This window comes from Ruegeria sp. HKCCSP346 (assembly GCF_017872595.1).
Lineage (GTDB): Bacteria > Pseudomonadota > Alphaproteobacteria > Rhodobacterales > Rhodobacteraceae > Ruegeria.
The window spans coordinates 138,530-161,819 of record NZ_JAEDOT010000007.1 but is presented as its reverse complement, the minus strand read 5'-3'; the positions used below and the strand labels follow the sequence as shown (position 1 = coordinate 161,819).

The window sequence follows — 23,290 nt, the reverse complement described above, 5'->3', positions numbered from 1 at the left end:
GACAGGACGATGGCGATCCGCTAGGTCGCGCGCCTCAGCAAGATTGAAGGTGCTATATGGGACGCAAACGCAAGGGTCGCGACATTTCCGGCTGGCTGGTGGTGGACAAGCCCGCGGGCATGACGTCGACCGCTGTGGTCAACAAGGTGCGCTGGGCGATGGATGCCAAAAAGGCGGGCCATGCGGGTACGCTTGACCCCGAAGCGACCGGCGTTCTGGCCGTGGCTCTGGGTGAGGCGACCAAAACCGTTCCCTACATCACGGACGCTCTGAAAGCCTACACCTTCACTGTCCGTCTGGGCCAGGCCACCAACACTGACGATGCCGAGGGCGAAGTGATTGCCGAAAGCAATGCCCGCCCGTCGGATGAAGACATCAAACAAGCATTGACCCCGTTTCTGGGCGACATCATGCAGGTTCCGCCCAAGTTTTCCGCCGTGAAAATCGACGGCCAGCGCGCCTATAAACTGGCCCGCGACGGCGAAGACGTGGAACTGACAGCCCGGCCTCTTTGGGTCGAGGAACTGATCCTTGTCGACCGCCCCGACGCAGATCACGTGGTGTTGGAGATGACCTGCGGCAAGGGCGGTTATGTCCGCTCGATCGCCCGCGATCTGGGTGAAGCGCTGGGATGCCACGGCCACGTCCGGGAACTGCGCCGGATCTGGTCCGGACCGTTCGAGGCCGAAGACGGGTTGAGCATCGAACAGATCGACGAAATGGCAAAAACCACGGCGTTGGACGACTATCTGCACCCGCTGGAAGCCGGCCTGTCCGACCTGCCAGAGCTTAAATGCACCCCCGAAGGCGCAACCCGCCTGCGCAATGGCAACCCGGGCATGGTGTTGGCCTCGGATGTTGAATACGGCGACGAGGCATGGGCCTCGCTGGATGGCAAGGCCGTGGCCGTGGGGGTTTACAAATCGGGCGAATTGCATCCCAGCCGGGTGTTCGCCGCCTGAACCACGTGTTAGGCGAAAGGCATGATCACCCGAACGCACACCAAGGGCGATGCGCCCTCGACCGCCATTTACTCCGACTGCGAGAAATACCGCTATAGCCTGACCCGCGTGTGGGACCCGGCAGGGCGCAAGGCGCTGTTTGTCATGTTGAACCCGTCTACCGCGACCGAAGTGCAGAACGACCCGACGGTTGAACGCTGCGAACGTCGTGCCCGGGCGCTGGGGTTCGGCGCGTTTCAGGTGACCAACATCTTTGCCTGGCGCGACACCGATCCGCGCAAGATGCGCGCTGCTGCCGATCCGGTAGGCCCGGAAAATGACGCCGCCATTCTAGGAGGTGTTCGGTGGGCTGATCAGGTCATCGCCGCCTGGGGCACCCATGGTGCGCATCTGGACCGGGGCCCGGCGGTGGAAACCCTGCTGCGCCGGACCGGCCAGCCGCTGTTCCATCTGGGCTTGACCAAAGACGGTCACCCCAAGCACCCGCTTTATATCGCCTACAGCCAACAGCCCGAGCAATGGTGATAAAGTATTAACCATTTCAATAACTTGACTTTGACCCGATTGCCGATTGCATGGGATGTTCACCCTCGGAGCATTCTGCGATCGGAGAGGTGTCATGTTTCTGGCCGGATTGATCGGACTCGCCGCCATCGGCGGTGCCGCATACGCGATGAGCGATATGCTGATCGAAGACGAGGACGTTTCAGAGGACGGGCCCAACGAGGACCCGGAAGCGGAACCCTACACCGGAGAGTTTCTTGAGATTGGCGAAAACGTCGAAGACCCGGTGAATCCCGACATCGAAACCCAGTCCACTGGCACCGTAATCTCTGAATTCGAAGGAGACCTGGTGATTGCCGGCAGCGATGGCCCTGACCAGATCACCGGTCAGGACGGTGTTGACCAGATCAACGGGTTTGGCGGCGATGATACCATCGACGGCGGCAAGGGCGATGACGTTCTGCACGGGGGCGAAGGTACGGACACGATTTCGGGCGGTCAGGGTGATGATGTTCTGCACGGAGAGGCGGATAACGACATTCTGTTCGGCAATGAGGGGGGCGATGCCCTGTTCGGCCATTTCGGGGACGACACCCTGGATGGCGGCGAAGGCGAAGACGAACTTTATGGCGGTCAGGGCGACGACACTCTGACGGGCGGGGCGGATGATGACGCGTTGCAGGGCGGGTTCGGAGACGATGCCCTGAACGGTGGCGCAGGTGGAGATACGGTCTTTGGCGGCGACGGCGATGACTTTGTCTTTGGCATCGAAGAGGGCGCAGCCGAAAAGGACTTCCTGAATGGCGGCGCCGGTGACGACACCATTGTGGCAGGCGGCGGGGATGTGGTTAACGGTGGTCAAGGCGCCGATGACATCGTGCTGAGCCCGGGTGACGAAGACGTGACCGTCATGGGATTCCAACCCGGTGAGGACAAGCTGCTTGTCACCTGGGAGGATGAGGCCGACCCGGAGATTGAGGTGGAACCCGACGCTGAAAACGCCAACCTGACCCGGGTGATGATCAACGGTCAGGAAGTGGCGCAGGTATACGGGGCTCAAGGCATGACGGTGGCCGACATTCAATTGATCACCGAAGCGCAACTGGCCCAGTACGGGCAGATGGTCTGAACCCGCAAATTCCCTTTGCCATTTGGTGAAAATGCGCTTATACGCGCCCATCCGCATCGGAATCGGTGCGGTTTTCTCCATGGGCCTGTGCTGGACGACATCCCGGCCTGCGCCATCAACTCTAACCTTTGAAGGAGACCCCGATGTCGATCACTGCTGAAGAAAAAGCACGCGTCATGAAAGAATTCGCAACCAAAGAGGGCGACACCGGTTCGCCTGAAGTACAGGTTGCCATCCTGACCTCGCGCATCACCACTTTGACCGAGCACTTCAAGACCCACAAGAAAGACAACCACGGTCGTCGCGGTCTGCTGAAGATGGTTGCCCAGCGCCGCAAGCTGCTGGACTACCTGAAAGGCAAAGAAGAAGCACGTTACCAGGACCTGATCAAAAAGCTGGGCATCCGCCGCTAAGCGCTTTTTGCAGATGACCTGAAACCGGGTTTTCCGGTTCAACGCCCGCCAACCGGCGGGCGTTTTCCGTTGGATCCGCCGCAAGCGATACATCCCCCTTAACTTGCCAGAACAGCAGAGCATTCCGTGGCGATCAGGGAATGCCGCGGCCGTCAGGGATTGTCCGTTGCGGCACTTGGTTCTAAGCTTTCTGCGTGTTTTCCCAGCGCGTGGCATAGTCGCTTTGCGACACACTTGCACTTGTCTTGGTGCCGGCAACAGGTTTTCGAACCACATAATCCAGAAGGACAGGCAATCCCGGACCAAAAGTTCCCAGCGGTCGCGGACGTTTCTTTGTCTTGTTGGGATTCGTCATCTTCACCACGTCACGGGCGGCATATGGCCTTAACGGCTGCCACACACATTTCAGAGCCTCATAGTTCATAGCGTTGACCCAAAAGCCGTACACGATCTCTGGGCAAATCTGATAGAAGCCGTGATTGATCCAGTTGTTCGATGGCGAATGTGCGATAAACACACCCCCGGGCTTCAGCATCTTGTCGATGTTCCGGTATGCGGTCGGCAAGTCGAACACGTGCTCGCATGTTCCACCGTCATAGATAACGTCAAACCGACCAACCAGGTTTTCAGGCAAATCCCCCGCGAGATCCTGAACGATGCTCGCACCTTCGAAATCCGAAAAATCCAGCGAATCCACTTCCGAGAACCCAAGTTTCCGAAAGAATGTTTCCGAATATCCATCATCCGGGTTGCAAAGGTCAGCTTCGGCCACTCCGGGCAGGTATTTCTGCAAGGTTTCCCTGAACAATGCGGCGGACGCAGACCGGCGCGCACCGATCCAATCCTGCCGCCCAAGCATCAGAAAGCTACCTGACAGGTCATTGGATTTGACATCTTCGATCAGGCGCGCAGCCAGGACATCAACAATTGACACTCATTCCTCCGGGGTGGTCGACAGCAGATCGTTTTGCAGTACAAATCCTGTTCCGAGAGTTCAATGTCAACGCAATAGCAGCGCCGAAGAACACTCGACAAGGCGGGCAAGTTCCCTGTTTGGGCAAGGATGGAATCGTCCCTGCCTCAACAGTATCTTGCAGCCATGGTTATTGGCATCTGGAAACACTCGCTGCGCCAGCCACAAGCCTTGGCACATCATCAGAACCAGCGGCTTTACCGGTATCAATTCCACACCACAGCGCCCTGCAGGGAGGCTGGACTTTCTAGTATGAACCGGAACACAAAACCGATACCACCCAATGCCCAGCTTGATTGTTAAACGCAAATGAGCTTTGTGCTAACTCAGGCTTATACAAAATTCAGAAATTTAGATGACCAGCTTCAGCATATCAGACGGTAACAGTACCACATATACAGATACTTCTCCCGGTGGCGGTGTCGTTATCGATTTCGATACGCTCGACAACAGCTTCAGTGCTCAAATCAACGGTGTTGACCTGTTTGTGGGCGGACCCGGATCTTCGCCCAATGAACTTCAGTTCCAGATTTCTGGAACCTCGGGGCAAACAGTTCGGTTTGCCGACGGTCAGAGATATGAAGTCAACACGCCAGCTGTTTGGCAGTTGGGGAATACAAACGGTGATCCCGTGGTCCGCCTGACGATCAATCCGGATGGGACGGTCGAACTCTACGGTGTGAAGACAAACAATGGTCCGCTTGAACCTCTAGAGCTGTTCAACGGAATGACAGTCAATACCGATGCGATTGCAGCGGCCTGGAACGACGGCGGTACCAATACTATTGAAATTGACCAGATTTTAACCGGCCCGACCAACGCAAGCGGTGAGTTTGTGGACGTTCTGTGCTTTGCATCTGGGACAATGATTGAAACACGCCACGGATCAGTGGCGGTCGAAGACCTGCAGATTTCAGATCAGGTGTTGACCTTTGACAATGGCTACAAACCTATTCGATGGATCGGTACGCGACGCCTCAGCGCTGCCGAGCTTCATGCGCAGCAAAGGCTAAGACCCATTTTGATCCGCACCGGAGCTTTAGGCGACGGATTCCCCAAACAGGACCTTGTCGTCTCACCGCAGCATCGCGTTCTTGTGTCGTCGGCAGTTGCACTGCGGATGTTCGATTGCAAGGATGTGCTGATCTCCGCAAACAAGTTGTTGCCACTGGACGGCGTGGACATTGTGCAAGACACAACTGACGGTATTGAGTATTTCCACTTGCTGTTCGATACCCATGAAATCATCTGGTCCAATGGGACACCGACAGAAAGCCTGTTTACCGGCCCCGAAGCACTCAAATCAGTCTCGGCTGACGCGCGACAAGAAATCATGGACTTGTTTCCAGAGTGCTGCGCTCCGCAGTTTCAAGCAACTTCTGCGCGTTTTATTCCGCAACGGGGCAAGCTAATGCGAAAACTGGTTCAACGGCATCAGGCAAATCGCAAACCCCTCTTGGAAAATGTTCACAGGTAAACGCCCGTGCCCATCTTTACTTGGAGTTACGAGTAACGAAGGTCCAGGATTTCTTAAATCGACCCGAAAAAACGCCCACCATGCGGCAGGCGTTTTTTGGGAATTCGGTGTATAATCTACATCTTTGCCCGCTCAGATTTCAACGCCAGCCACAGGCAGTAGCACATTATCAGAACCACCAGCGTAAAGGGGATGCCGGTTGAAACCGCCGCGCCCTGCAATGCGGAAAGACCGCCTCCCAACAGCAATGCGATGGCAACCAGGCCTTCCAAAGTGCACCAGAACACGCGCTGAACCACGGGTGCGTCCATCTTGCCGCCTGCAGTGATCGTGTCGATCACCAAAGATCCGGAATCAGACGAGGTGACGAAGAAGATCACGATCAGGACTAAGGCGATCGGGGCTACGATGCTGTACAGCGGCAGCTCCTTCAGGAAACCGAACAAGGCTCCCTCGGGGGCGTAGCTGTCGATCACGGTCGCGCGAACGCCTTCCGCTCCGCCTGCGTTCAACATGTCGATGGCAGCGCCGCCGAAGGTCGACATCCACAGGGCACAGACGGCAGTTGGCGCGAGCAGCGCACAGATTACGAACTCGCGCACTGTACGGCCCTTTGAAATGCGGGCAATGAACATCCCAACAAACGGTGACCATGCGATCCACCACGCCCAGTAGAAGGTCGTCCAACCGTGGAAATAGCTGGTGTCTTGCCGTCCGAACGGGTTCGACAGCGCGGGCAGGTGCAGCACGTAATCAGTCATCACGTTGAAATACCGCGCGATGGCGGTGCCAATGCCCGTTACAGCGATGACGAAAAGGAACAGCCCCACGGCCATGATCATATTGATCTCACTCAGCCGTTTGACGCCCGCATCCATGCCCAGCAAAACCGAGCCCAGCGCGATCAACGTAATGCCAATGATCAGCAGAACCACGACGGTGGGGCTGGGTTCGATGCCGAAGACCTCGTAAAGGCCAGCGGCAACCTGCTGGGCACCCAGACCGAGCGATGTGGTCAATCCGAACAACGTGGCAAAAACCGCCAACGTGTCGATGATATGGCCCCACCAGCCCCAGACCCGTTCACCCAGAATTGGATAGAAGGCCGAACGCAAAGTCAGGGGCAGGTTCAGATTGTAGCTGAAGATCGCCAGGCTCAGGCCGACCGCGGCGTAAACCGCCCAGCCTTCCAGCCCCCAATGGTGAATGGTACCGACGATGCCGATATACTCATTGCCCGGGACAGTGATATCGATACCCAGTGGGCGCGCATTCCCGTCTTCGGCAAAGTTGTAGTAGACCGGCTCCATCACCCCGAAGAACAACAGGCCGATACCAATACCGGCGGCGAACATCATCGCGATCCATCCGGCGTAGGAATAATCAGGCGTGGCGTCCTTGCCGCCGATCCGCACACTGCCGACGGGCAGGATGATCAGTACCAGACAAAACAGGGTGATTGCATCTACCGAAAGGACCAGAAACCAATCGAACGTGCTGGTTAGCCAAGGTCGGAGCCAGCCGAAAAACGTAGCTGCGGCCTCTTGGTTGGCCAATGCGATCAGAACGAACGCAAAGATCATGATACTCGAGATCAGAAAGACCGGGTTGTGAATGTCCAAGCCAAACGGCCGGACGTTATCCTGCCCCAGTTCATATTCCGTTTCGAAGTCGTAAATCCGGGGGTCCGGATCCAGCATCTTCTTTGTTTGTGCCATTCGATTGCCCTTCTGTTCGCTGTCTGCAAACGCCAAGGTATTCGGTCGGCGGACGGGAATGAGTTAGTTAACCCCCTTGGCGCGTTTCCGTCATTTCGACCGCAGGCTTAATGGTAAGAGCTTATACTGCCTTCATATTTTTACAAAATGCATTCGACTGCAGATATGTTAGCGCTACAAATTGTTCTGTGTTCCCGTAATCCCGCTCGTGAAAAACGAACCGCGACTTGATAAGTTGATCGTTGTTCGGGCTTGAATCTTTTGCACCCGGTGGCAGCACAAGCCAGTCCCGGCATGAAACGGCCATCCGATGCAGTTTCTCTTTCCTTCCAACGCATTCTCATGTATGCGCGCGGTATCTGAGACGTTGTGCCCTGACCTCGGCACTCGAATGGAAGATAAATTGGGGTCGGCGGCAATGGGGCCGCCACGCAAAACGGGAGACCCGCAGGGGCGGGAGTGCTCCCATCTAGGATACGCATATGTTTGATGTAACGAAGAAATCGATGCAGTGGGGCGAGGAAACGCTTACACTGGAAACCGGCAAGGTTGCCCGTCAGGCTGACGGCAGCGTGATTGCCACCCTGGGCGAAACCAGCGTCATGGCCAACGTGACCTTCGCCAAGGAACAGAAGCCCGGTCAGGACTTTTTCCCGCTGACCGTGCATTACCAAGAGAAATACTATGCCGCCGGCAAGGTTCCGGGTGGCTTCTTCAAGCGCGAAGCGCGCCCGACCGAAAAAGAGACGCTGACCGCGCGTCTGATCGACCGTCCGATCCGTCCGTTGTTCGTTGACGGCTTCAAAAACGAAGTCCTGGTGATGTGTACCGTGTTGAGCCACGATCTGGTCAACGATCCCGACATCGTTGCGATGATTGCTGCTTCGGCTGCTCTGACCATCTCGGGCGCACCGTTCATGGGCCCGATCGCGGGCTGCCGCGTGGGATACACCGACGGTGAATATGTCCTGAACCCGACCGTGGACGACATGCAGGATCTGCGCCTGAACCCCGAACAGCGTCTGGACCTGGTTGTGGCCGGCACCAAAGACGCCGTGATGATGGTGGAATCGGAAGCGTACGAACTGTCCGAAGCGGAAATGCTGGGTGCGGTGAACTTTGCGCATGAGCAGATCCAACCTGTCATCGACCTGATCATCTCGCTGGCGGAAGAAGCCGCGAAAGAGCCGTTTGACTTCCAGGCGCCGGATTACTCCGAGCTTTATGCCGCCGTTAAGGCCTCCGGTGAAGAGCAGATGCGCGCCGCCTTCGCGATCACCGACAAGCAAGAGCGCACCGCCGCTGTTGCCGCCGCCCGCGAAACGATCAAAGAGGCGCTGACCGAAGAGCAGCTGGAAGACGGCAACCTCGGTTCCGCGATGAAAAAGCTGGAAGCCGGCATTCTGCGCGGCGACGTCGTCAGGGGCGGCAAGCGGATCGACGGTCGTTCGACCACCGATGTCCGCTCGATCGTTGCAGAAACCTCGATTCTGCCCCGGACCCACGGTTCTGCCCTGTTCACCCGCGGTGAAACACAGGCGCTGGCCGTGACCACGCTGGGCACCGGCGACGATGAGCAATTCATCGACGCGCTGCACGGCAACTTCAAATCGAACTTCCTGCTGCACTACAACTTCCCTCCGTATTCGGTGGGTGAAGTGGGCCGCGTTGGTTCGCCCGGTCGTCGCGAGATCGGCCACGGCAAACTGGCATGGCGCGCGCTTCAGGCGGTTCTGCCTGCGCCGACCGATTTCCCCTACACCATTCGCGTGGTGTCCGAGATCACTGAATCCAACGGCTCAAGCTCGATGGCCTCTGTCTGCGGCGGTTCGCTGTCGATGATGGATGCGGGTGTTCCGCTGAAAGCGCCAGTTGCCGGTGTGGCCATGGGTCTGATCCTGGAAGATGACGGTGAATACGCTGTTCTGACCGACATCCTGGGTGACGAAGACCACCTGGGCGACATGGACTTCAAGGTTGCGGGCACCGAAAACGGCATCACCTCGCTTCAGATGGACATCAAGGTTGCCGGCATCACGCCTCAGATCATGGAAACCGCCCTGGCACAGGCCAAGGAAGGCCGGATGCACATTCTGGGCGAGATGGGCAAAGCCCTGTCCGAGACCAACGATTTCTCGGTCCACGCCCCGCGCATCGAGACCATGAACATCCCGACCGACAAGATCCGTGAAGTGATCGGTTCAGGCGGCAAGGTCATCCGCGAGATCGTCGAGGTTTCGGGCGCCAAGGTCGACATCAACGACGATGGCGTCATCAAGATCGCCTCGCCCGACGGGGAATCGATCAAGAAGGCCTATGACATGATCTATTCGATCGTGGCAGAGCCTGAAGAAGGTCAGGTTTACACCGGCAAGGTGGTCAAGATCGTCGATTTCGGCGCCTTCGTGAACTTCTTTGGCAAGCGTGACGGTCTGGTCCACGTGTCGCAGATCGAAAACCGCCGCCTGAACCATCCGTCGGATGTTCTGAAAGAAGGTCAGGAAGTCAAAGTCAAACTGCTGGGCTTTGACGATCGCGGCAAGGTGCGCCTGTCGATGAAAGTCGTCGATCAGGAAACCGGCGAAGAGATCGTTCCGGAAAAGAAAGAAAAGAAAGAGGAAAACGCAGAGTAATCTGCCCCTCTGACAGACAGCGGAAGGCCCCGGTTTCATCCGGGGCCTTTTTGTTTGCGCGGCACAGGACGGTTAACTGCGCCGCAACTTTGGTAAATCAATTATTAACACTTATTGCGTGTATTGGCTCAACCTTAAGGGGGATATTGCCGTTTTCAAGGAAGCTGTTCGACCGTGGCATCGATTACTGTTTACGAAATCAGCGCAGACCCGTTCAGCAACCGCAGTGTTGATATTACTGCTGCGTATTCGGTCGAAGTCACGGATAATGACGCCCTGCTGCAAGATCCCGACCCGGATGGCAGCTCGCAACTTGACCTCGGGTCTCTTCCCGGCTTTTCCGGCTCGACCCAGAAATTCAGTACTTTCGAAAACTACACAGGAACGGTCGATGGCGCGCCGGTCACGTTCATCCTGATCCAGTTTTCAAACCCGCGTTACATCATAGTCACTTCGGGTCAGGCCGAACTGAATGACACGATTTCAGATACCAGTTTTGCCGGCACCGCGCCGCCATCCGCGTATGACACTTTGCCTTCTTTCGTGTGTTTCACCACAGGATCTCTGATCCAGACACCGACTGGGCTGCGCAGGGTCGAGGCGCTGGAGCCCGGCGACCCGGTCATCACCGCCGGCGGCCATGCACGCCCGGTCCGCTGGATCGGCAAGCGCCGGTTGTCCGCGGCTGAGTTGCGGCGAAACACGCACCTGTCCCCTGTACGGATCAAGGCGGGCTGTTTCGGGCCGAACAGCCCTAGCCGCGATCTCGTCATTTCCCCACAGCACCGGATTGCCGTGACCTCGACCATGATGGAGCTTATGCATTGCGAGCCGGCGATGCTGGCCCCCGCAAAGGGGCTGATCAATGGGCATACCATCGTTCAGGAAACGCCCGCACATGGGGTGGAGTACATTCATATCCTCTTTGATCAGCATGAGTTGGTGAATGTCGAAGGACTCTGGTCCGAGTCCTTTTACCCCGGTGACACAAGTCTTAGGGCAATGGCATCCGCCACACGAAGCGAGCTGTTCGAACTGTTCCCGGAACTGGCCAATGGTGAAGGCTGTTGCGGTTCGACCGCATTGCCGGTCCTCAAACCCTTCGAAGTCCGGGTGCTGTCGGCGGATCTGGCGGTTCCGGGCTGGAAGATCCGCCCCGATGAATCCGCGAAAGCCGCCTGACCGCAGGTCAGTGCGCGACGCCACCGGGGCCATGTTTCAACAGGTGCCACTGGCCGTAGCTGTCTTTCAGATCCAGTTTGATCGCCGCATAAGCTCGGGTCGAGGCGCTGCCGATCTCGGCAATGGTGAATTCGATCCCGCCGGGAATATCGATGCGTACACGGTGTTCGCCGCCACCATGCGGGGCCTGAATCGGGCGCCCGGTCGACTTTAGAACGTCGCCAACGGCAACGCTGGCCGTTCGTCCTTCGATATCCATCTTAAGCTCGATCGGCAGGTACAGCGTGTCGTGCACCGTCTCACACATGGCTCGGAACACGTACCAATGGGTTGCCATCTCTTCGGTTTCTTCGCCGTGAAAGACTTTTTCCAGCGCATCGCGCTGCGCCGGTGAGGCCGCGGGGTCGACGATCACCTGCATTTCACCGCCACCCTCGAATATTGGCCCGGGCCATGCATAGATCAACGCAGCCTTGGTTCCACTCAGATCCGTTTCGCCAAAATATCCGGTGGATATTTCAAGCACCTCGAAGCCGCGGCAATCGCCATGCGTCGGCAATTCCTCGAACTGGCAGGGGCAGGCATAGCCGCAGTTGCAGTTTCCGAAGCTTTCTCCCTCGACGTACCAATCTGTAAAAGCCATGGTTTTCTCCTGTTCAGGACAGTCAGAAAGCCCGACATCGTTGGTCCCATGCCCGTATGTTTCCGCAAAACAAACTAGCACAACTTGATTGCAATCTGAACCTGACGCGCGCAAACGGCTGCGAATGGCCTAAACCTTGGTTCTATTCACCCTGTTTCAACCAAAAACCAATCGCAGGGCGCCTCTGCCATCCCCAGTTCCACTGCATCGCCACAACGCAAAAAGGAGATGCGATATGGAAACCTTGAAACTGCTGACACTGACGGGATTGATCGCAACCGCACCAGTTCTTGCTTTGGCCAATGTCGGACTGGGCGACAAATTGGGCACAAGCGAAGCCGATATCCGCGCGGCGCTTGAAGCCCAGGGGTACCAGATCGAAGAGATCGAATTCGAAGGTGGGAAGATCGAGGTTGAACTCACCAAGGATGGCGTGGAAACTGAACTGGTTCTGTCTGACACGGACGGGGTGGTGACAGCCATCGAGCTCGAAGAGGACGACGACTGAACCCGCAACGTCCATGGGGCCGCATGAAAGTTACTCAAACGTCTTTGCTCTGGCTTCTTCTGGTGGTGCAGGCCCTCTGCGCCGCCTTTTTCATGACGGATGCGCTGCTGGATTGGACAGGCGGCGACGGCGCGGGATTTCGTCACCTTCATTCGTTCGAGCTGTTTTTGTCGCTGGCGCTTGTCGGCGGCCTGAGCGCCACGATCGCCCTGATCCGTTCCCAGTCCAGACGGGTGCGCGACATGCAGCGGCAACTGCAAGTGGCGCAAGGGGCTTTTGCCCAGGTCATCGAAACCCAGTTCAGCGCGTGGCAGCTTAGTGAGGCTGAGCGTGACGTTGCCATGCTGACGATCAAGGGGCTTTCCATCGCGGAAATCGCCGAAATACGACAGACGAAAGAAGGGACGATCAAGGCCCAAAGCGCTGCGGTCTATCGAAAGGCCGGCGTTTCCAGCAGGGTGCAGTTGCTCAGTTTCTTTGTCGACGAACTCCTGTCAGAACCGTTGGTCAGGGATGTGCCCTGAAACAGTGGCAGAGCCTCGTGCCTATTCACTCACACATTCCTAAAAACCTGTGAAACGAAGTGAAGGCCCGGCGCCTTTCTTTTTTGGGCCAGCCTCGTCCACATCCATGGCATGCGGACTTTGGAACACTGGAGATGGTTATGTTCACACGCCTCATTCTCGCCTCTTCGGCTCTGGCGATCAGCGCAACGGCGCTTGCCGCGCAGAGCCTGGGCGACGGCACCTTTATTCACGGCTTCATCGGCTACAGCCAGCTACAGGACAGCGATTTCACCGGGACGATCGGTGGCGCGACGCAATCGGTCGATACCGAATTCGACGCAGGTTTCGGACTGGGCCTCGCGGTAGGCAAGGAAATCCCGCAATGGTCCAACGATATCATCGGAACGCGGATCGAGCTGGAACTGTCATATCGCGACAGTGACGTGGATGGTGTAAACTTTACCGGCAATGGTCCGGGGCCCGAGGGCAATATCTCGGGCGACGTCACGCAGACCTCGTTATTTGCCAATCTGCTGTTCGATTTCAAACAGGCCGGCGCGCTGACACCGTTTGCCGGGTTTGGGCTGGGTGCCACCTATTCGAATCTGGATTTTTCTTACGGGCCGGGTGTGGCGCTGGACGACACCGACACCACCTTGGCCGCCCAGCTGATCGCCGGTGTGGCATATGACATCAACCCGTCGACAGCGTTCACGATTGACGCCCGTTACGCCCGCGCCTTTGATGTTTCGTCGCAGCGCCTGGCCCCCAACGGAGCTTTGACCGGCAACGTAGAGAACGATCTGGATACTTTCAGCATCAATTTCGGACTTCGCCATAATTTCTGATTGCTTCGGGTGTCAGGTTTCTCTCCGGATTCCTGCACCTCTTTGCCCTCGCGCCTCAGGCGCGGGGGCACCCGGAAAACCCCAAAAAATGCAGTACGCGCAGGACATCTCGGTGGTCGCTCGACCTGCAACAACCGCCTGCTTCATCTGGCTAAAAATATCCTCGGGGGGAATCGTGCCTGCGGGCACGATGGGGGGCAGACAGCCCCCCTGACCCGGCAACCGGCTTACGACGGCGCTTTGGTCTTGCGCAGATAGGGGAAGATCGTTTCGAACTCGCCAAACTTGGCCTTGGCGTCTTCGTTCGACACGGTTGGCGGGATGATCACGTCTTCACCCGGCACCCAGTTGGCAGGTGTCGCAACGCCCTTGGCCGACATCTGCAAACCGTCAAGCGCGCGCAGAATTTCGGCAAAGTTCCGGCCCACGGTCATCGGGTAGGTCATCGACAGCTTCAGCTGCTTGTCCGGTCCGATGATAAAGACGGAACGCACCGTGGCACTGTCAGCCGGTGTACGGCCGTCGGGCAGATATGCTTCGGCGGGCAGCATGTCGAAAGCCTTGGACACAGCCAGACCGTCGTCGGCGATGATCGGAAAGCCGGGTTCGGCCTTGCCATATTCCTCAATGTCCTTCTTCCACTTTTTGTGGTCTTCGACACCATCGACCGATACGCCGATCACCTTGGTGTTGCGCGCGGCCCATTCGTCATTCAACTGCGCAACGGCCGAAAACTCGGTGGTGCATACAGGTGTGAAATCCTTTGGGTGCGAGAACAGAATGGCCCAGCTATCGCCAATCCAGTCGTGAAACTGAATGGTGCCCTGATCCGTTTCTGCCGTGAAATTCGGAACGGTGTCGTTGATACGCAAACCCATGGGGCATCTCCTTCTCTGTGAAAAACCTGAATCGGTTGTTTGGAACCTAATCACTTTGTGTGCAGGTTAAACCGTCCATCGCGCTTGAGGATACGGATTTCGTGGGCATTGCCAGAAAATAATTTGATCAAATTCACTATTGCTCAGCCTGTGCATGGGTGACAGAGTGGCCCCGAACAGCCGGCTTCAGGCAGACCTTCAGGAGGGCTCAGGATGATCGAAAAGCGGGATTTCTATATTAATGGTCAGTGGGTGGCCCCATCGCAGCCCAATGACTTCGAGGTCATCAACCCGTCAACCGAAGACCCCTGCGCCGTGATCTCGCTTGGCGCCGAAGCCGACACGAATGCGGCCGTTGCCGCGGCCAAGGCCGCCCTGCCGGGCTGGATGGCCACGCCAGTGGAAACCCGCATCGCGCTGGTGGAAAAACTGGTCGAACTCTATGCAACCCGGGCAGAGGATCTGGCGCAGGCGATGTCGCTGGAAATGGGCGCCCCGATCGATCTGGCGCGCTCAGCGCAGGCGGGCGCCGGCATCTATCACCTGAAGAACTTCATCCGCGCCGCCAGGTCGTTTGAATTTGAGCGCCCGCTGGGGGATCATGCGCCGAATGATCGCATCATTTACGAGGCGGTAGGCGTTGCCGCTTTGATCACGCCGTGGAACTGGCCGATGAACCAGATCACGCTCAAGGTTGGTGCTGCTGCGATTGCGGGCTGCACGATGGTGCTGAAACCGTCGGAACAAAGCCCGCTGAACGCGATGATCTTTGCCGAGATGATGGGCGAGGCAGGCTTCCCGCCCGGTGTGTTCAATCTGGTCAACGGCGACGGCGCGGGGGTTGGTTCGCAACTTTCGGGCCATCCGGATGTAGACATGGTCAGCTTCACCGGCTCGACCCGCGCAGGCACCGCGATTTCCAAAAATGCGGCTGATACCCTCAAGAAAGTACATCTTGAGCTAGGAGGCAAAGGGGCCAACGTCATCTTTGAGGACGCGGACGAAAAAGCGGTCAAGCGTGGGGTGCTGCACATGATGCAAAACACCGGCCAAAGCTGCAACGCCCCCAGTCGGATGCTGGTGCAGCGCCCGATCTATGACAAGGCTGTGGAAACCGCGGCCGAGGTCGCAAACATGGTCAAGGTTGGCCCTGCCTCAGAGGAAGGCCGCCATATCGGACCGGTGGTGAATGAAGTTCAGTGGACCAAGATTCAGGACCTGATCCAAAAGGGCATCGATGAAGGGGCGCGGCTGGTCGCAGGCGGCACCGGACGGCCAGAGGGGCTGAACAAGGGCTACTATGTCCGCCCCACGGTCTTTGCCGATGCAAACAACCAGATGACCATCGCCCGCGAAGAAATCTTTGGCCCGGTTCTGACCATGATCCCCTTCGACACCGAAGAAGAGGCTGTCGAAATCGCCAATGATACACCCTATGGCCTGACCAACTATGTTCAGACGCAGGACAGCGCGCGTGCCAATCGCATGGCGCGGGCGCTGCGGTCGGGCATGGTCGAAATGAACGGACAATCGCGCAGCGCGGGCTCACCGTTCGGCGGCATGAAGCAATCCGGCAACGGGCGTGAAGGCGGCGTCTTTGGGCTTGAGGACTTCCTCGAGATCAAAGCTGTCGGTGGTTGGGCGGCAGAGTAACTATACCTGCAAAGCAGACAGATCGGGCGGGGCAACGCGGTTGGCCCCGCCCGTAACCCCCTATAGCGGCCGCACTACAAGCTGGGGTACGCCATCGGACGTGCGGCGCCGGGATCGACCGTCCCACCCAATCTCGCCGGTGACGCGCTGTCGAAATGCGGAAAAGCTGTCAAAGCGCACCACATCTACCGGCGTATCGAAATGCAGGGTCACTCGGCGACGCGCGCCATCGCCAAGCATGGTCAGACCGCGAATTTCGGCCGTGAACGCCTGACCCAGATAGCGCCCTTCGACCCGATCACCCACGCGCAGATGCATCCGGTTTCCGGCCATTGCGTGCAAGGTGTTCCAGTCTCGAACGCCATGCTGATGGGCCAGCAGTTCCAATGCCGCACTGTGCGACAGCGAAACGCCCTTCGTTTTCAGTTCTTCCCGCAGGCGTTTCGCCTGCGCTTTCAGCTCTTCAACCGGAGCAACGGTTCGGGATCGTGTCATCATGTGCCTCGTTTCCTTGAACGGGCGCGAAATCAGGACGGGGCTCGCATTTCCATCCGCGCGCCGGGAAAGGGCAACAGATGCTCTTCAAACCGGGTTTCACCAGAGCCAATGGCCGCGAACGGCAGGGGACCCGAACCTGAGGTGCCTTTTGGCAGCGGCCGGGCCGCATGTCAATCAGGCGTCTGCCTGCGCCGCCTCATAGGCCAGCATGGCACGCTTGACAGGCAAGCCCCAGTGATAGCCCCCCAGACCACCTGATTTGCGCAATGCCCGATGGCAGGGGATCAACCAACTGACCGGGTTGCGACCAACTGCCGTTCCAACGGCGCGAACGGCTTGCGGCGAGCCGACTCGCTGGGCGATCTCGGAATAGGTCGTGACCTGCCCGGACGGGATATGCATCAGCGCTTCCCACACCTTGATTTGCAAAGGTGATCCGATCAGGAAAAGCGGTGTCGGCTCCAACCGGTCGCTGGCAGCGCCAAAAGCACTCAGCGCCCAAGGGCGCAGGCGCATCAGATCTTCGACAAACGTTGCCTTGGGCCAGCGCGAGATCATGTCTTCCATCGCGGCCTCTTCGCCGGTCTCGGCACCGAAGGCGATGCCGCAGATGCCCTTGTCGGTTCCCATGACCAGCGCAGGGCCAAAGGGGCATTCGAACCACCCCCAATAGATCGTCAGGCCTTCGCCCTTGCGGGCATATTCGCCGGGGCTCATCGATTCCCACTTCAGGAACAGATCATGCAGACGCCCGCTGCCGGACAGGCCCACATTGTGGGCCGTTTCCAATGTCGTAAACCGTTCACGCAACAATGCCTTCGCATGGCCCAGCGTCAGGTATTGTTGATACCGTTTCGGTGACACTCCGGTCCAACGCGAGAACAAACGCTGGAAATGGGCCGGGCTCATATCCATCTGGCGTGCCAGTTCATCAAGGCTCAGGCCTTCACCGCCCTGATCGATCAACTCGATTGCCCGGCGCATGACGTTGTAATGATAACCGCTTTCTGGGGTCTGGACGTTCATGGTTCCACCTCATCATCTGACAAAACCATAGCGCGACGGCCACGCTGCCGCGACCCGGAACTTGCGCATTGGCTTTGTGCTTGTGTCAGGGCGCGGTGGACGGCATTAAGGCCCGGATGGCAAAGCAACTCGACTATCATACGATCCGCGAGATTTTCACGCGCTTTCAAGAGGCCGACCCGGAACCCAAGGGCGAGCTGGAGCATGTGAACGTCTATACTCTGGTCGTCGCCGTGGCCCTTTCGGCGCAGGCCACGGATGCGGGCGTCAACAAGGCGACGCGCGAGTTGTTCAAGATCGCCGACACGCCGCAAAAGATGCTGGATCTGGGCGAGGACGGCCTGATCGAGCACATCAAGACCATTGGCTTGTTCCGCCAGAAGGCCAAGAACGTCATCAAGCTCAGCCGTATCCTGGTTGACGAATATGGTGGCGAGGTTCCCAATTCCCGGGCTGCCCTGCAATCCCTTCCGGGTGTGGGCCGCAAGACGGCCAACGTGGTTCTGAACATGTGGTGGCGGCAACCGGCGCAGGCGGTGGACACCCATATCTTTCGCGTCGGCAACCGCACCGGTATTTGCCCCGGCAAGGATGTGGACACGGTCGAACGCGCCATCGAAGACAATATTCCCGCTGACTTTCAACTTCATGCGCATCACTGGCTGATCCTGCATGGCCGGTACCACTGCAAGGCGCGCAAGCCGCAATGCCCGACCTGCATCATCCGTGATCTGTGCCAATTCGAGGACAAAACCCTATGAAGACTTATCAACTGACCGGCATCGGAAATGCCGTTGTGGACGTGATTTCCCAGGCCGATGACAGCTTTCTGGAGCTGATGGGCATCGAAAAAGGCATCATGCAGTTGATCGAACAGGAACGCGGCGAGGTGCTGTACGCCTCGATGGAAAGCCGCGTTCAAACGCCGGGCGGCTCAGTAGCTAATACCATTGCGGGCGCAGGCGCGCTTGGGCTGGATGCAGCGTTTATCGGCCGGGTACACGATGACGCTCTGGGCCGGTTCTATGCAGATGCGATGAACGAAGATGGCGTCGACTTCGTGAACCCGCCTGTTCCGGGTGGCGAATTGCCGACGTCACGCTCGATGATCTTTGTGTCGCCTGATGGCGAGCGGTCGATGAACACCTATCTGGGCATTTCCTCGGAACTGTCGTCTCAGGACGTTCCGGATGAGGTCGCAGGAAACAGCCAGATCATGTTTCTCGAGGGGTATCTGTTCGACAAGGAAAAAGGCAAGGCGGCATTCCTTGAGGCCGCACGTGCCTGTCACAAGGGTGGCGGCAAGGCCGGGATTGCCATTTCCGACCCATTCTGTGTGGAACGGCATCGGGTGGATTTCCTGCTGCTGATTGAAAACGAGCTGGATTTCGTGATCGGCAACGAGGCCGAGATCAAATCCCTGTTCGAGACCGACGACCTAGAAGAGGCGCTGCGGCGTACGTCGGCGATCTGCCCGCTGGTGGTCTGCACCCGTTCGGGTGACGGGGTGACGGTTATGAACGGCGATGCTCGCATTGACGTACCGGTCGAGAAGGTCGTCCCCGTTGATGCAACAGGTGCGGGCGACCAGTTTGCCGCCGGGTTCCTGTTTGGCATGGCAACCGGCCGCGATTTCGAGACCTGCGCCCGTATTGGCAATGTCTGCGCCCGCGAGGTCATCAGCCATATCGGCCCGAGACCCGAGGCGGATATGCTGGAATTGCTGCGGGAGGAAGGGCTGCTTTGAGCCCAAACCTACCAAGGTTGGCTGCCCCGGGAACTTCCTTCTTAACACCAACGGTAGTTCAGCTAGATAGTTCGAAACTGTCTAAACACAGATGGATATCGGGGGGCCTATTTTGGATAGAAGCGCTTTGATTGGGTCATGGAAAATGCATGCGTGGACGCGGCAGTCGGTGGCAACGGGAGAAATTACCGATGCACTGGGGCCCGACCCAATCGGCTATATTGCATACCACGCAGACGGTCGGATGATGGCCACTGTTTTCAGGCGCGATCGCCCGAACTCAGGCCGAAATGGTTGGACCGAAAGCGAAAAAGCGCAGCTTTTCGACGACATGCTTGCCTACGTCGCGTCTTATTCACTGGAAGAAGACCGCGTCGTTCATCATGTTGATGGGTCTTGGAATCCAAATTGGCACGGCGACCTTTCGCGTCCATTTGTACTCGAAGGTGATAGATTGGTGATTAGTGGTGCTCCCGGAATCGATCCCATGACGGGCGAAGAAGTCGTCTATCGGATGGAATTTACGAAGGTATAGGCGCTTTAACGACAGAACCGCCAAACACCGGCTGGTATTGGTTTTGGTATACATGCCGACCAATACGAACGGCAGATTTGTCCGCCTAGCGGATCAATCTGAAACGCAACCCAAGCGATCAGAATTCGCTTAGATAGTCGGAAAAAGCCTCGACCACGCGCTCATACACCTCGCGCTTGAAGGGCACGATCTCGGCGATCAGCCGGTCTGGCTCCTGCCATTTCCAGCAGGTGAACTCGGGGTGGTCGGTTTCGATGTCGATCTGATCGTCGGTTCCCAGATACCGCATCAGGAACCATTTCTGCTCCTGCCCGCGGAAGCGGCCCTTCCATATCTTGGGCACGATGTCATGCGGCAGGTCATAAGGCAGCCAGCCCTCGGTTTCCGCGATGATTTCAACCAGATTAGCCGTGACTCCGGTTTCCTCCAACAGCTCTCGCAAGGCCGCATCACGAGGGTCTTCGCCCTTGTCCACACCGCCCTGCGGCATTTGCCAGGCGTTCGCGTGGCGGTCGTTGCGCTGTCCGACAAAGATCTGGCCCTGATCGTTCATCAGCATCAGCCCGACGCAGGGGCGGTAGGGCAGTTTTGCAATATCTTCGGGGGTCATGCGCGGCCTCATCGGGTTGTTCCGCCCACCTCTAGCAACCACCGGCGCAACAGCAAAGAGGGTGACGTGGGGTTTCGCGTGACAAAGTTTACGCGAACGTCAATCTATCGCACAAATTCAGGAGGGAGAGTTTTGCCATGACTGTGTACCCAAACATGCTGGCACCACTGGATCTGGGCTTTACCACGTTGAAGAACCGGGTCCTGATGGGCTCGATGCATACCGGGTTGGAAGAAACCGGCGACTGGAACCGGGTGGCCGAGTTCTATGCCGCCCGCGCGCGCGGTGGCGTGGCGCTGATGGTCACGGGGGGAATCGGGCCGAACCTTGAAGGCTCGGTCCTGCCGGGGGCAGCGATGATGACCAGCGACAAGGACGTGGCCAATCATTCCGTCGTCACCGACCGTGTGCATCAGGCAGGTGGCAAGATCGCGATGCAGATCCTGCATGCGGGCCGCTATGCCTATGGGCCGAAATGCGTGGCGCCCAGCCCGGTGAAGTCTCCGATCTCGCCCTTCCCCCCCAACGAGTTGGACGAGGACGGCATCGAGAAACAGATCAGCGACATCGTCAACGCCGCCGTGCTGGCCCAAAAGGCGGGCTATGACGGGGTCGAGATCATGGGGTCCGAGGGTTATTTCATCAACCAGTTTCTGGTGACCCACACCAACAAGCGCACAGACCGTTGGGGCGGGTCCTATGAGAACCGCATGCGCTTGGCTATCGAGGTGGTTCGCCGCACCCGCGTGGCGGTGGGAACCGATTTCATCATCATCTACCGGCTGTCGATGATCGATCTGGTACCCAACGGCTCGACCCATGACGAGGTGGTGCAACTGGCGCAGGAGATCGAAAAGGCCGGGGCCACGATCATCAACACTGGCATTGGCTGGCACGAGGCGCGGATTCCGACCATCGCCACCAGCGTGCCACGCGCGGCCTTTTCCTGGGTGACCAAGAAGCTGATGGGCAAGGTGGGGATTCCGGTCATCACCTCGAACCGGATCAACACGCCCGATGTGGCCGAGCAGGTGCTGGCCGAGGGCTGTGCCGATATGGTCTCTTTGGCGCGGCCGATGCTGGCGGATGCGGATTTCGTGGCCAAGGCGATGGCCGGCGAGTCGGCCAGGATCGCGCCCTGCATCGCCTGCAACCAGGCCTGCCTGGATCACACCTTCAGCGGCAAGCTGACATCCTGCCTTGTCAACCCGCGCGCCTGCCACGAGACCGAGCTGGTGATCGAAAAGGCCGCCACGCCCAAGCGCGTGGCCATCGTGGGCGCGGGTCCGGCGGGCCTGTCCACGGCGATGACGGCGGCGGAGCGCGGCCATAACGTGACCGTGTTTGACAAAGCCGACGAGATCGGCGGCCAGCTGAACATGGCCAAGCAGGTGCCGGGCAAGGAAGAGTTCTGGGGCTTGGTGGACTGGTACCGCACCATGCTGAACGATCTGGGCGTCAAGGTCGAATTGGGCCGCAAAGTCGGCGCCGACGATCTGGGCGGGTTCGATGAGGTGGTGATCGCCACGGGCGTCAACCCGCGCGACCCGCAGATCCCGGGCGAAGACAGCGACAATGTCGTGAACTATATCGACGTGCTGCGCGACAAGGCCCCGGTGGGCAAATCGGTGGCCGTGATCGGCGCCGGCGGCATCGGCTTCGACGTGTCGGAATACCTGTTGGAGGAAGGCCATTCGCCCACCACCGACCTGCCCTTGTGGATGAAGGAATGGGGCGTCGCCGACCCTGAACAGCACCGCGCAGGCCTGGCGCCCGAAGGCCCGCAACCCGAGGCGCCCAAGCGGCAGGTCACGCTGCTGCAGCGCAAGAAGCAGGCGCATGGCAAGGGGCTGGGCAAGACCACCGGCTGGATCCACCGCGCCACGCTGAAGATGAAGGATGTCAACTTCGTGGGCGGCGTGAACTATGAACGCATAGACGACGAGGGGCTGCATGTCTCGTTCGGAGAAGAGCGCGCCGATCCGACCGTCATCAAGGCGGATACGATCGTTCTGTGTGCAGGACAGGTGCCCGAGCGGTCGCTGGCCGACGCGCTGATCGAACGCGGGATCACCCCGCATGTGATCGGTGGGGCGGACGTGGCGGCCGAACTGGACGCCAAACGCGCGATCAATCAGGGCACACGCCTTGCCGCAGAGTTCTGAAGCCACTCGTTCAGAGTGTCTTCAGTCCGACAGCGCGAGCTTTGCACCCAATGCACCAAAAGCGGTTGCGAAACACCGCTTTATCCACGCCATCACAGCAGGGCGCCGGATCACATAGTCCCGCGCCAGTGCGGCGCATGCCCCATACCCGACAAAAACAACAAATGTCATGGCCATGAAGGCCAGCGCCAGTTTGGCCAGTTCCATTCCTGCATTTGCTGCGTTCGCCGGCAGGAATTGAGGCAGAAAGGCCAGGAAGAATAGCGACAACTTTGGGTTCAAAACGTTGATCAGCGTTCCTGTCACGGCAATTCCAAAGTCGCTTTTTGCGGATTTCTCCGCCGCGACATCCATGGCACCGCCGTCCTTCAGGATACCCCATGCCATGTAGAACAAGTACAAGACGCCAAGATATTTGATGAATTGAAACGCGACGGCACTGGTGTGCAGCAAGGCTGCAAGTCCGATGATGCCGGCCAAGGCCGCCGGAACGATCCCAAGTGTGCATCCGAAGGCTGCGGCAAGACTTGCGCGAAACCCGCGCCCAAGACCGACAGCCAAAGTATAGATGACGCCGGTACCCGGCAGCAAAACAACAATCAATGATGTGACGAAGAATTCCAGCGACATTATTACCCCCTGCAAATGCAGGCAGATTCACTAAGTGCGCCGAAAATGTAAA

Annotated in this window: 23 protein-coding genes; 15 read left to right on the top strand and 8 right to left on the bottom strand. The window is 58.3% G+C overall.

Annotated features, from left to right (window positions below; genetic code table 11):
- Positions 1-56: 56 nt before the first annotated feature.
- The 4 genes from truB to rpsO all read left to right on the top strand — a co-directional run bounded on the left by truB (position 57) and on the right by rpsO (position 3,008).
- The gene (gene truB, locus I9185_RS17235) at positions 57-962 is read left to right on the top strand and encodes a tRNA pseudouridine(55) synthase TruB (protein ID WP_210093674.1); all 906 of its coding nucleotides are present in this window, start codon (positions 57-59) and stop codon (positions 960-962) included.
- A 21-nt stretch (positions 963-983) separates the two neighbouring features.
- Positions 984-1,487, top strand: a complete 504-nt coding sequence (locus tag I9185_RS17230) for a DUF1643 domain-containing protein (RefSeq protein ID WP_210093673.1) — start codon at positions 984-986, stop codon at positions 1,485-1,487.
- 94 nt (positions 1,488-1,581) lie between these two features.
- Entirely contained in the window at positions 1,582-2,595 is a 1,014-nt protein-coding gene (locus I9185_RS17225; protein ID WP_210093672.1) for a calcium-binding protein, read from the top strand.
- A gap of 143 nt (positions 2,596-2,738) precedes the next feature.
- Positions 2,739-3,008: a 30S ribosomal protein S15 gene (gene rpsO, locus I9185_RS17220; protein ID WP_152459381.1), complete on the top strand. Its 270-nt coding sequence runs from the start codon at positions 2,739-2,741 to the stop codon at positions 3,006-3,008.
- 181 nt (positions 3,009-3,189) lie between these two features.
- On the opposite strand, the gene I9185_RS17215 is transcribed toward rpsO, so the two are convergent.
- Complete coding sequence (locus I9185_RS17215) at positions 3,190-3,942, bottom strand: class I SAM-dependent methyltransferase (RefSeq protein ID WP_171637304.1); 753 nt, start codon at positions 3,940-3,942, stop codon at positions 3,190-3,192.
- A gap of 394 nt (positions 3,943-4,336) precedes the next feature.
- On the opposite strand from I9185_RS17215, the gene I9185_RS17210 reads away from it, so the two are divergent.
- Positions 4,337-5,458 (top strand): Hint domain-containing protein, encoded by a 1,122-nt coding sequence (locus tag I9185_RS17210; RefSeq protein ID WP_245223619.1) that lies wholly within the window; start codon positions 4,337-4,339, stop codon positions 5,456-5,458.
- A 116-nt stretch (positions 5,459-5,574) separates the two neighbouring features.
- On the opposite strand, the gene I9185_RS17205 is transcribed toward I9185_RS17210, so the two are convergent.
- Positions 5,575-7,176, bottom strand: a complete 1,602-nt coding sequence (locus tag I9185_RS17205) for a BCCT family transporter (RefSeq protein WP_210093671.1) — start codon at positions 7,174-7,176, stop codon at positions 5,575-5,577.
- Between the two features lie 482 nt (positions 7,177-7,658).
- Here I9185_RS17205 and pnp point away from each other — a divergent pair, with 482 nt between their 5' ends.
- Both pnp and I9185_RS20625 read left to right on the top strand, forming a co-directional pair.
- The gene (gene pnp / locus I9185_RS17200; RefSeq protein ID WP_210093670.1) at positions 7,659-9,809 is read left to right on the top strand and encodes a polyribonucleotide nucleotidyltransferase; all 2,151 of its coding nucleotides are present in this window, start codon (positions 7,659-7,661) and stop codon (positions 9,807-9,809) included.
- Positions 9,810-9,983: 174 nt separating this feature from the next.
- Positions 9,984-10,991 carry a Hint domain-containing protein gene (locus I9185_RS20625; RefSeq protein WP_210093669.1) on the top strand — a complete coding sequence of 336 codons (1,008 nt, stop codon included), beginning with the start codon at positions 9,984-9,986 and terminating at the stop codon, positions 10,989-10,991.
- A gap of 7 nt (positions 10,992-10,998) precedes the next feature.
- On the opposite strand, the gene I9185_RS17190 is transcribed toward I9185_RS20625, so the two are convergent.
- Positions 10,999-11,634 (bottom strand): DUF1326 domain-containing protein, encoded by a 636-nt coding sequence (locus tag I9185_RS17190; RefSeq protein ID WP_171637310.1) that lies wholly within the window; start codon positions 11,632-11,634, stop codon positions 10,999-11,001.
- A gap of 235 nt (positions 11,635-11,869) precedes the next feature.
- On the opposite strand from I9185_RS17190, the gene I9185_RS17185 reads away from it, so the two are divergent.
- The 3 genes from I9185_RS17185 (at position 11,870) to I9185_RS17175 (ending at position 13,496) form a co-directional block, all read left to right on the top strand.
- Complete coding sequence (locus tag I9185_RS17185) at positions 11,870-12,142, top strand: PepSY domain-containing protein (RefSeq protein ID WP_171233448.1); 273 nt, start codon at positions 11,870-11,872, stop codon at positions 12,140-12,142.
- A 23-nt stretch (positions 12,143-12,165) separates the two neighbouring features.
- Entirely contained in the window at positions 12,166-12,666 is a 501-nt protein-coding gene (locus tag I9185_RS17180) for a LuxR C-terminal-related transcriptional regulator (RefSeq protein WP_210093668.1), read from the top strand.
- 140 nt (positions 12,667-12,806) lie between these two features.
- A complete protein-coding gene (locus I9185_RS17175; protein WP_210093667.1) occupies positions 12,807-13,496 on the top strand; it encodes an outer membrane beta-barrel protein in 690 nt (229 codons plus the stop codon).
- Positions 13,497-13,723: 227 nt separating this feature from the next.
- On the opposite strand, the gene I9185_RS17170 is transcribed toward I9185_RS17175, so the two are convergent.
- Positions 13,724-14,374, bottom strand: a complete 651-nt coding sequence (locus I9185_RS17170) for a peroxiredoxin (RefSeq protein ID WP_171637316.1) — start codon at positions 14,372-14,374, stop codon at positions 13,724-13,726.
- Positions 14,375-14,587: 213 nt separating this feature from the next.
- Between I9185_RS17170 and I9185_RS17165 the strand changes: the two genes are divergently transcribed.
- Entirely contained in the window at positions 14,588-16,027 is a 1,440-nt protein-coding gene (locus tag I9185_RS17165; protein ID WP_171640106.1) for an aldehyde dehydrogenase family protein, read from the top strand.
- A 60-nt stretch (positions 16,028-16,087) separates the two neighbouring features.
- Here the strand turns inward: I9185_RS17165 and I9185_RS17160 are convergent, their stop codons facing one another.
- Both I9185_RS17160 and I9185_RS17155 read right to left on the bottom strand, forming a co-directional pair.
- The gene (locus tag I9185_RS17160; protein WP_210093697.1) at positions 16,088-16,522 is read right to left on the bottom strand and encodes a glyoxalase superfamily protein; all 435 of its coding nucleotides are present in this window, start codon (positions 16,520-16,522) and stop codon (positions 16,088-16,090) included.
- Positions 16,523-16,699: 177 nt separating this feature from the next.
- Positions 16,700-17,551: a bifunctional helix-turn-helix domain-containing protein/methylated-DNA--[protein]-cysteine S-methyltransferase gene (locus tag I9185_RS17155; protein ID WP_210093666.1), complete on the bottom strand. Its 852-nt coding sequence runs from the start codon at positions 17,549-17,551 to the stop codon at positions 16,700-16,702.
- Positions 17,552-17,667: 116 nt separating this feature from the next.
- Between I9185_RS17155 and nth the strand changes: the two genes are divergently transcribed.
- The 3 genes from nth to I9185_RS17140 all read left to right on the top strand — a co-directional run bounded on the left by nth (position 17,668) and on the right by I9185_RS17140 (position 19,833).
- Positions 17,668-18,312, top strand: a complete 645-nt coding sequence (gene nth, locus I9185_RS17150; protein WP_171117154.1) for an endonuclease III — start codon at positions 17,668-17,670, stop codon at positions 18,310-18,312.
- Positions 18,309-19,298, top strand: coding sequence for an adenosine kinase (locus tag I9185_RS17145; RefSeq protein WP_209835214.1), 990 nt, complete (start codon positions 18,309-18,311; stop codon positions 19,296-19,298). The genes nth and I9185_RS17145 overlap by 4 nt, the downstream gene beginning before the upstream one ends.
- Before the next feature lie 112 nt (positions 19,299-19,410).
- Entirely contained in the window at positions 19,411-19,833 is a 423-nt protein-coding gene (locus I9185_RS17140; protein WP_245223618.1) for a lipocalin-like domain-containing protein, read from the top strand.
- Positions 19,834-19,951: 118 nt separating this feature from the next.
- Here the strand turns inward: I9185_RS17140 and I9185_RS17135 are convergent, their stop codons facing one another.
- Positions 19,952-20,443, bottom strand: a complete 492-nt coding sequence (locus I9185_RS17135) for an RNA pyrophosphohydrolase (RefSeq protein ID WP_171637326.1) — start codon at positions 20,441-20,443, stop codon at positions 19,952-19,954.
- A gap of 137 nt (positions 20,444-20,580) precedes the next feature.
- Here I9185_RS17135 and I9185_RS17130 point away from each other — a divergent pair, with 137 nt between their 5' ends.
- Positions 20,581-22,608 carry an NADPH-dependent 2,4-dienoyl-CoA reductase gene (locus I9185_RS17130; protein ID WP_210093664.1) on the top strand — a complete coding sequence of 676 codons (2,028 nt, stop codon included), beginning with the start codon at positions 20,581-20,583 and terminating at the stop codon, positions 22,606-22,608.
- Between the two features lie 21 nt (positions 22,609-22,629).
- Here the strand turns inward: I9185_RS17130 and I9185_RS17125 are convergent, their stop codons facing one another.
- Entirely contained in the window at positions 22,630-23,238 is a 609-nt protein-coding gene (locus tag I9185_RS17125) for a LysE family translocator (RefSeq protein ID WP_210093663.1), read from the bottom strand.
- Between the last annotated feature and the right edge of the window lie 52 nt (positions 23,239-23,290).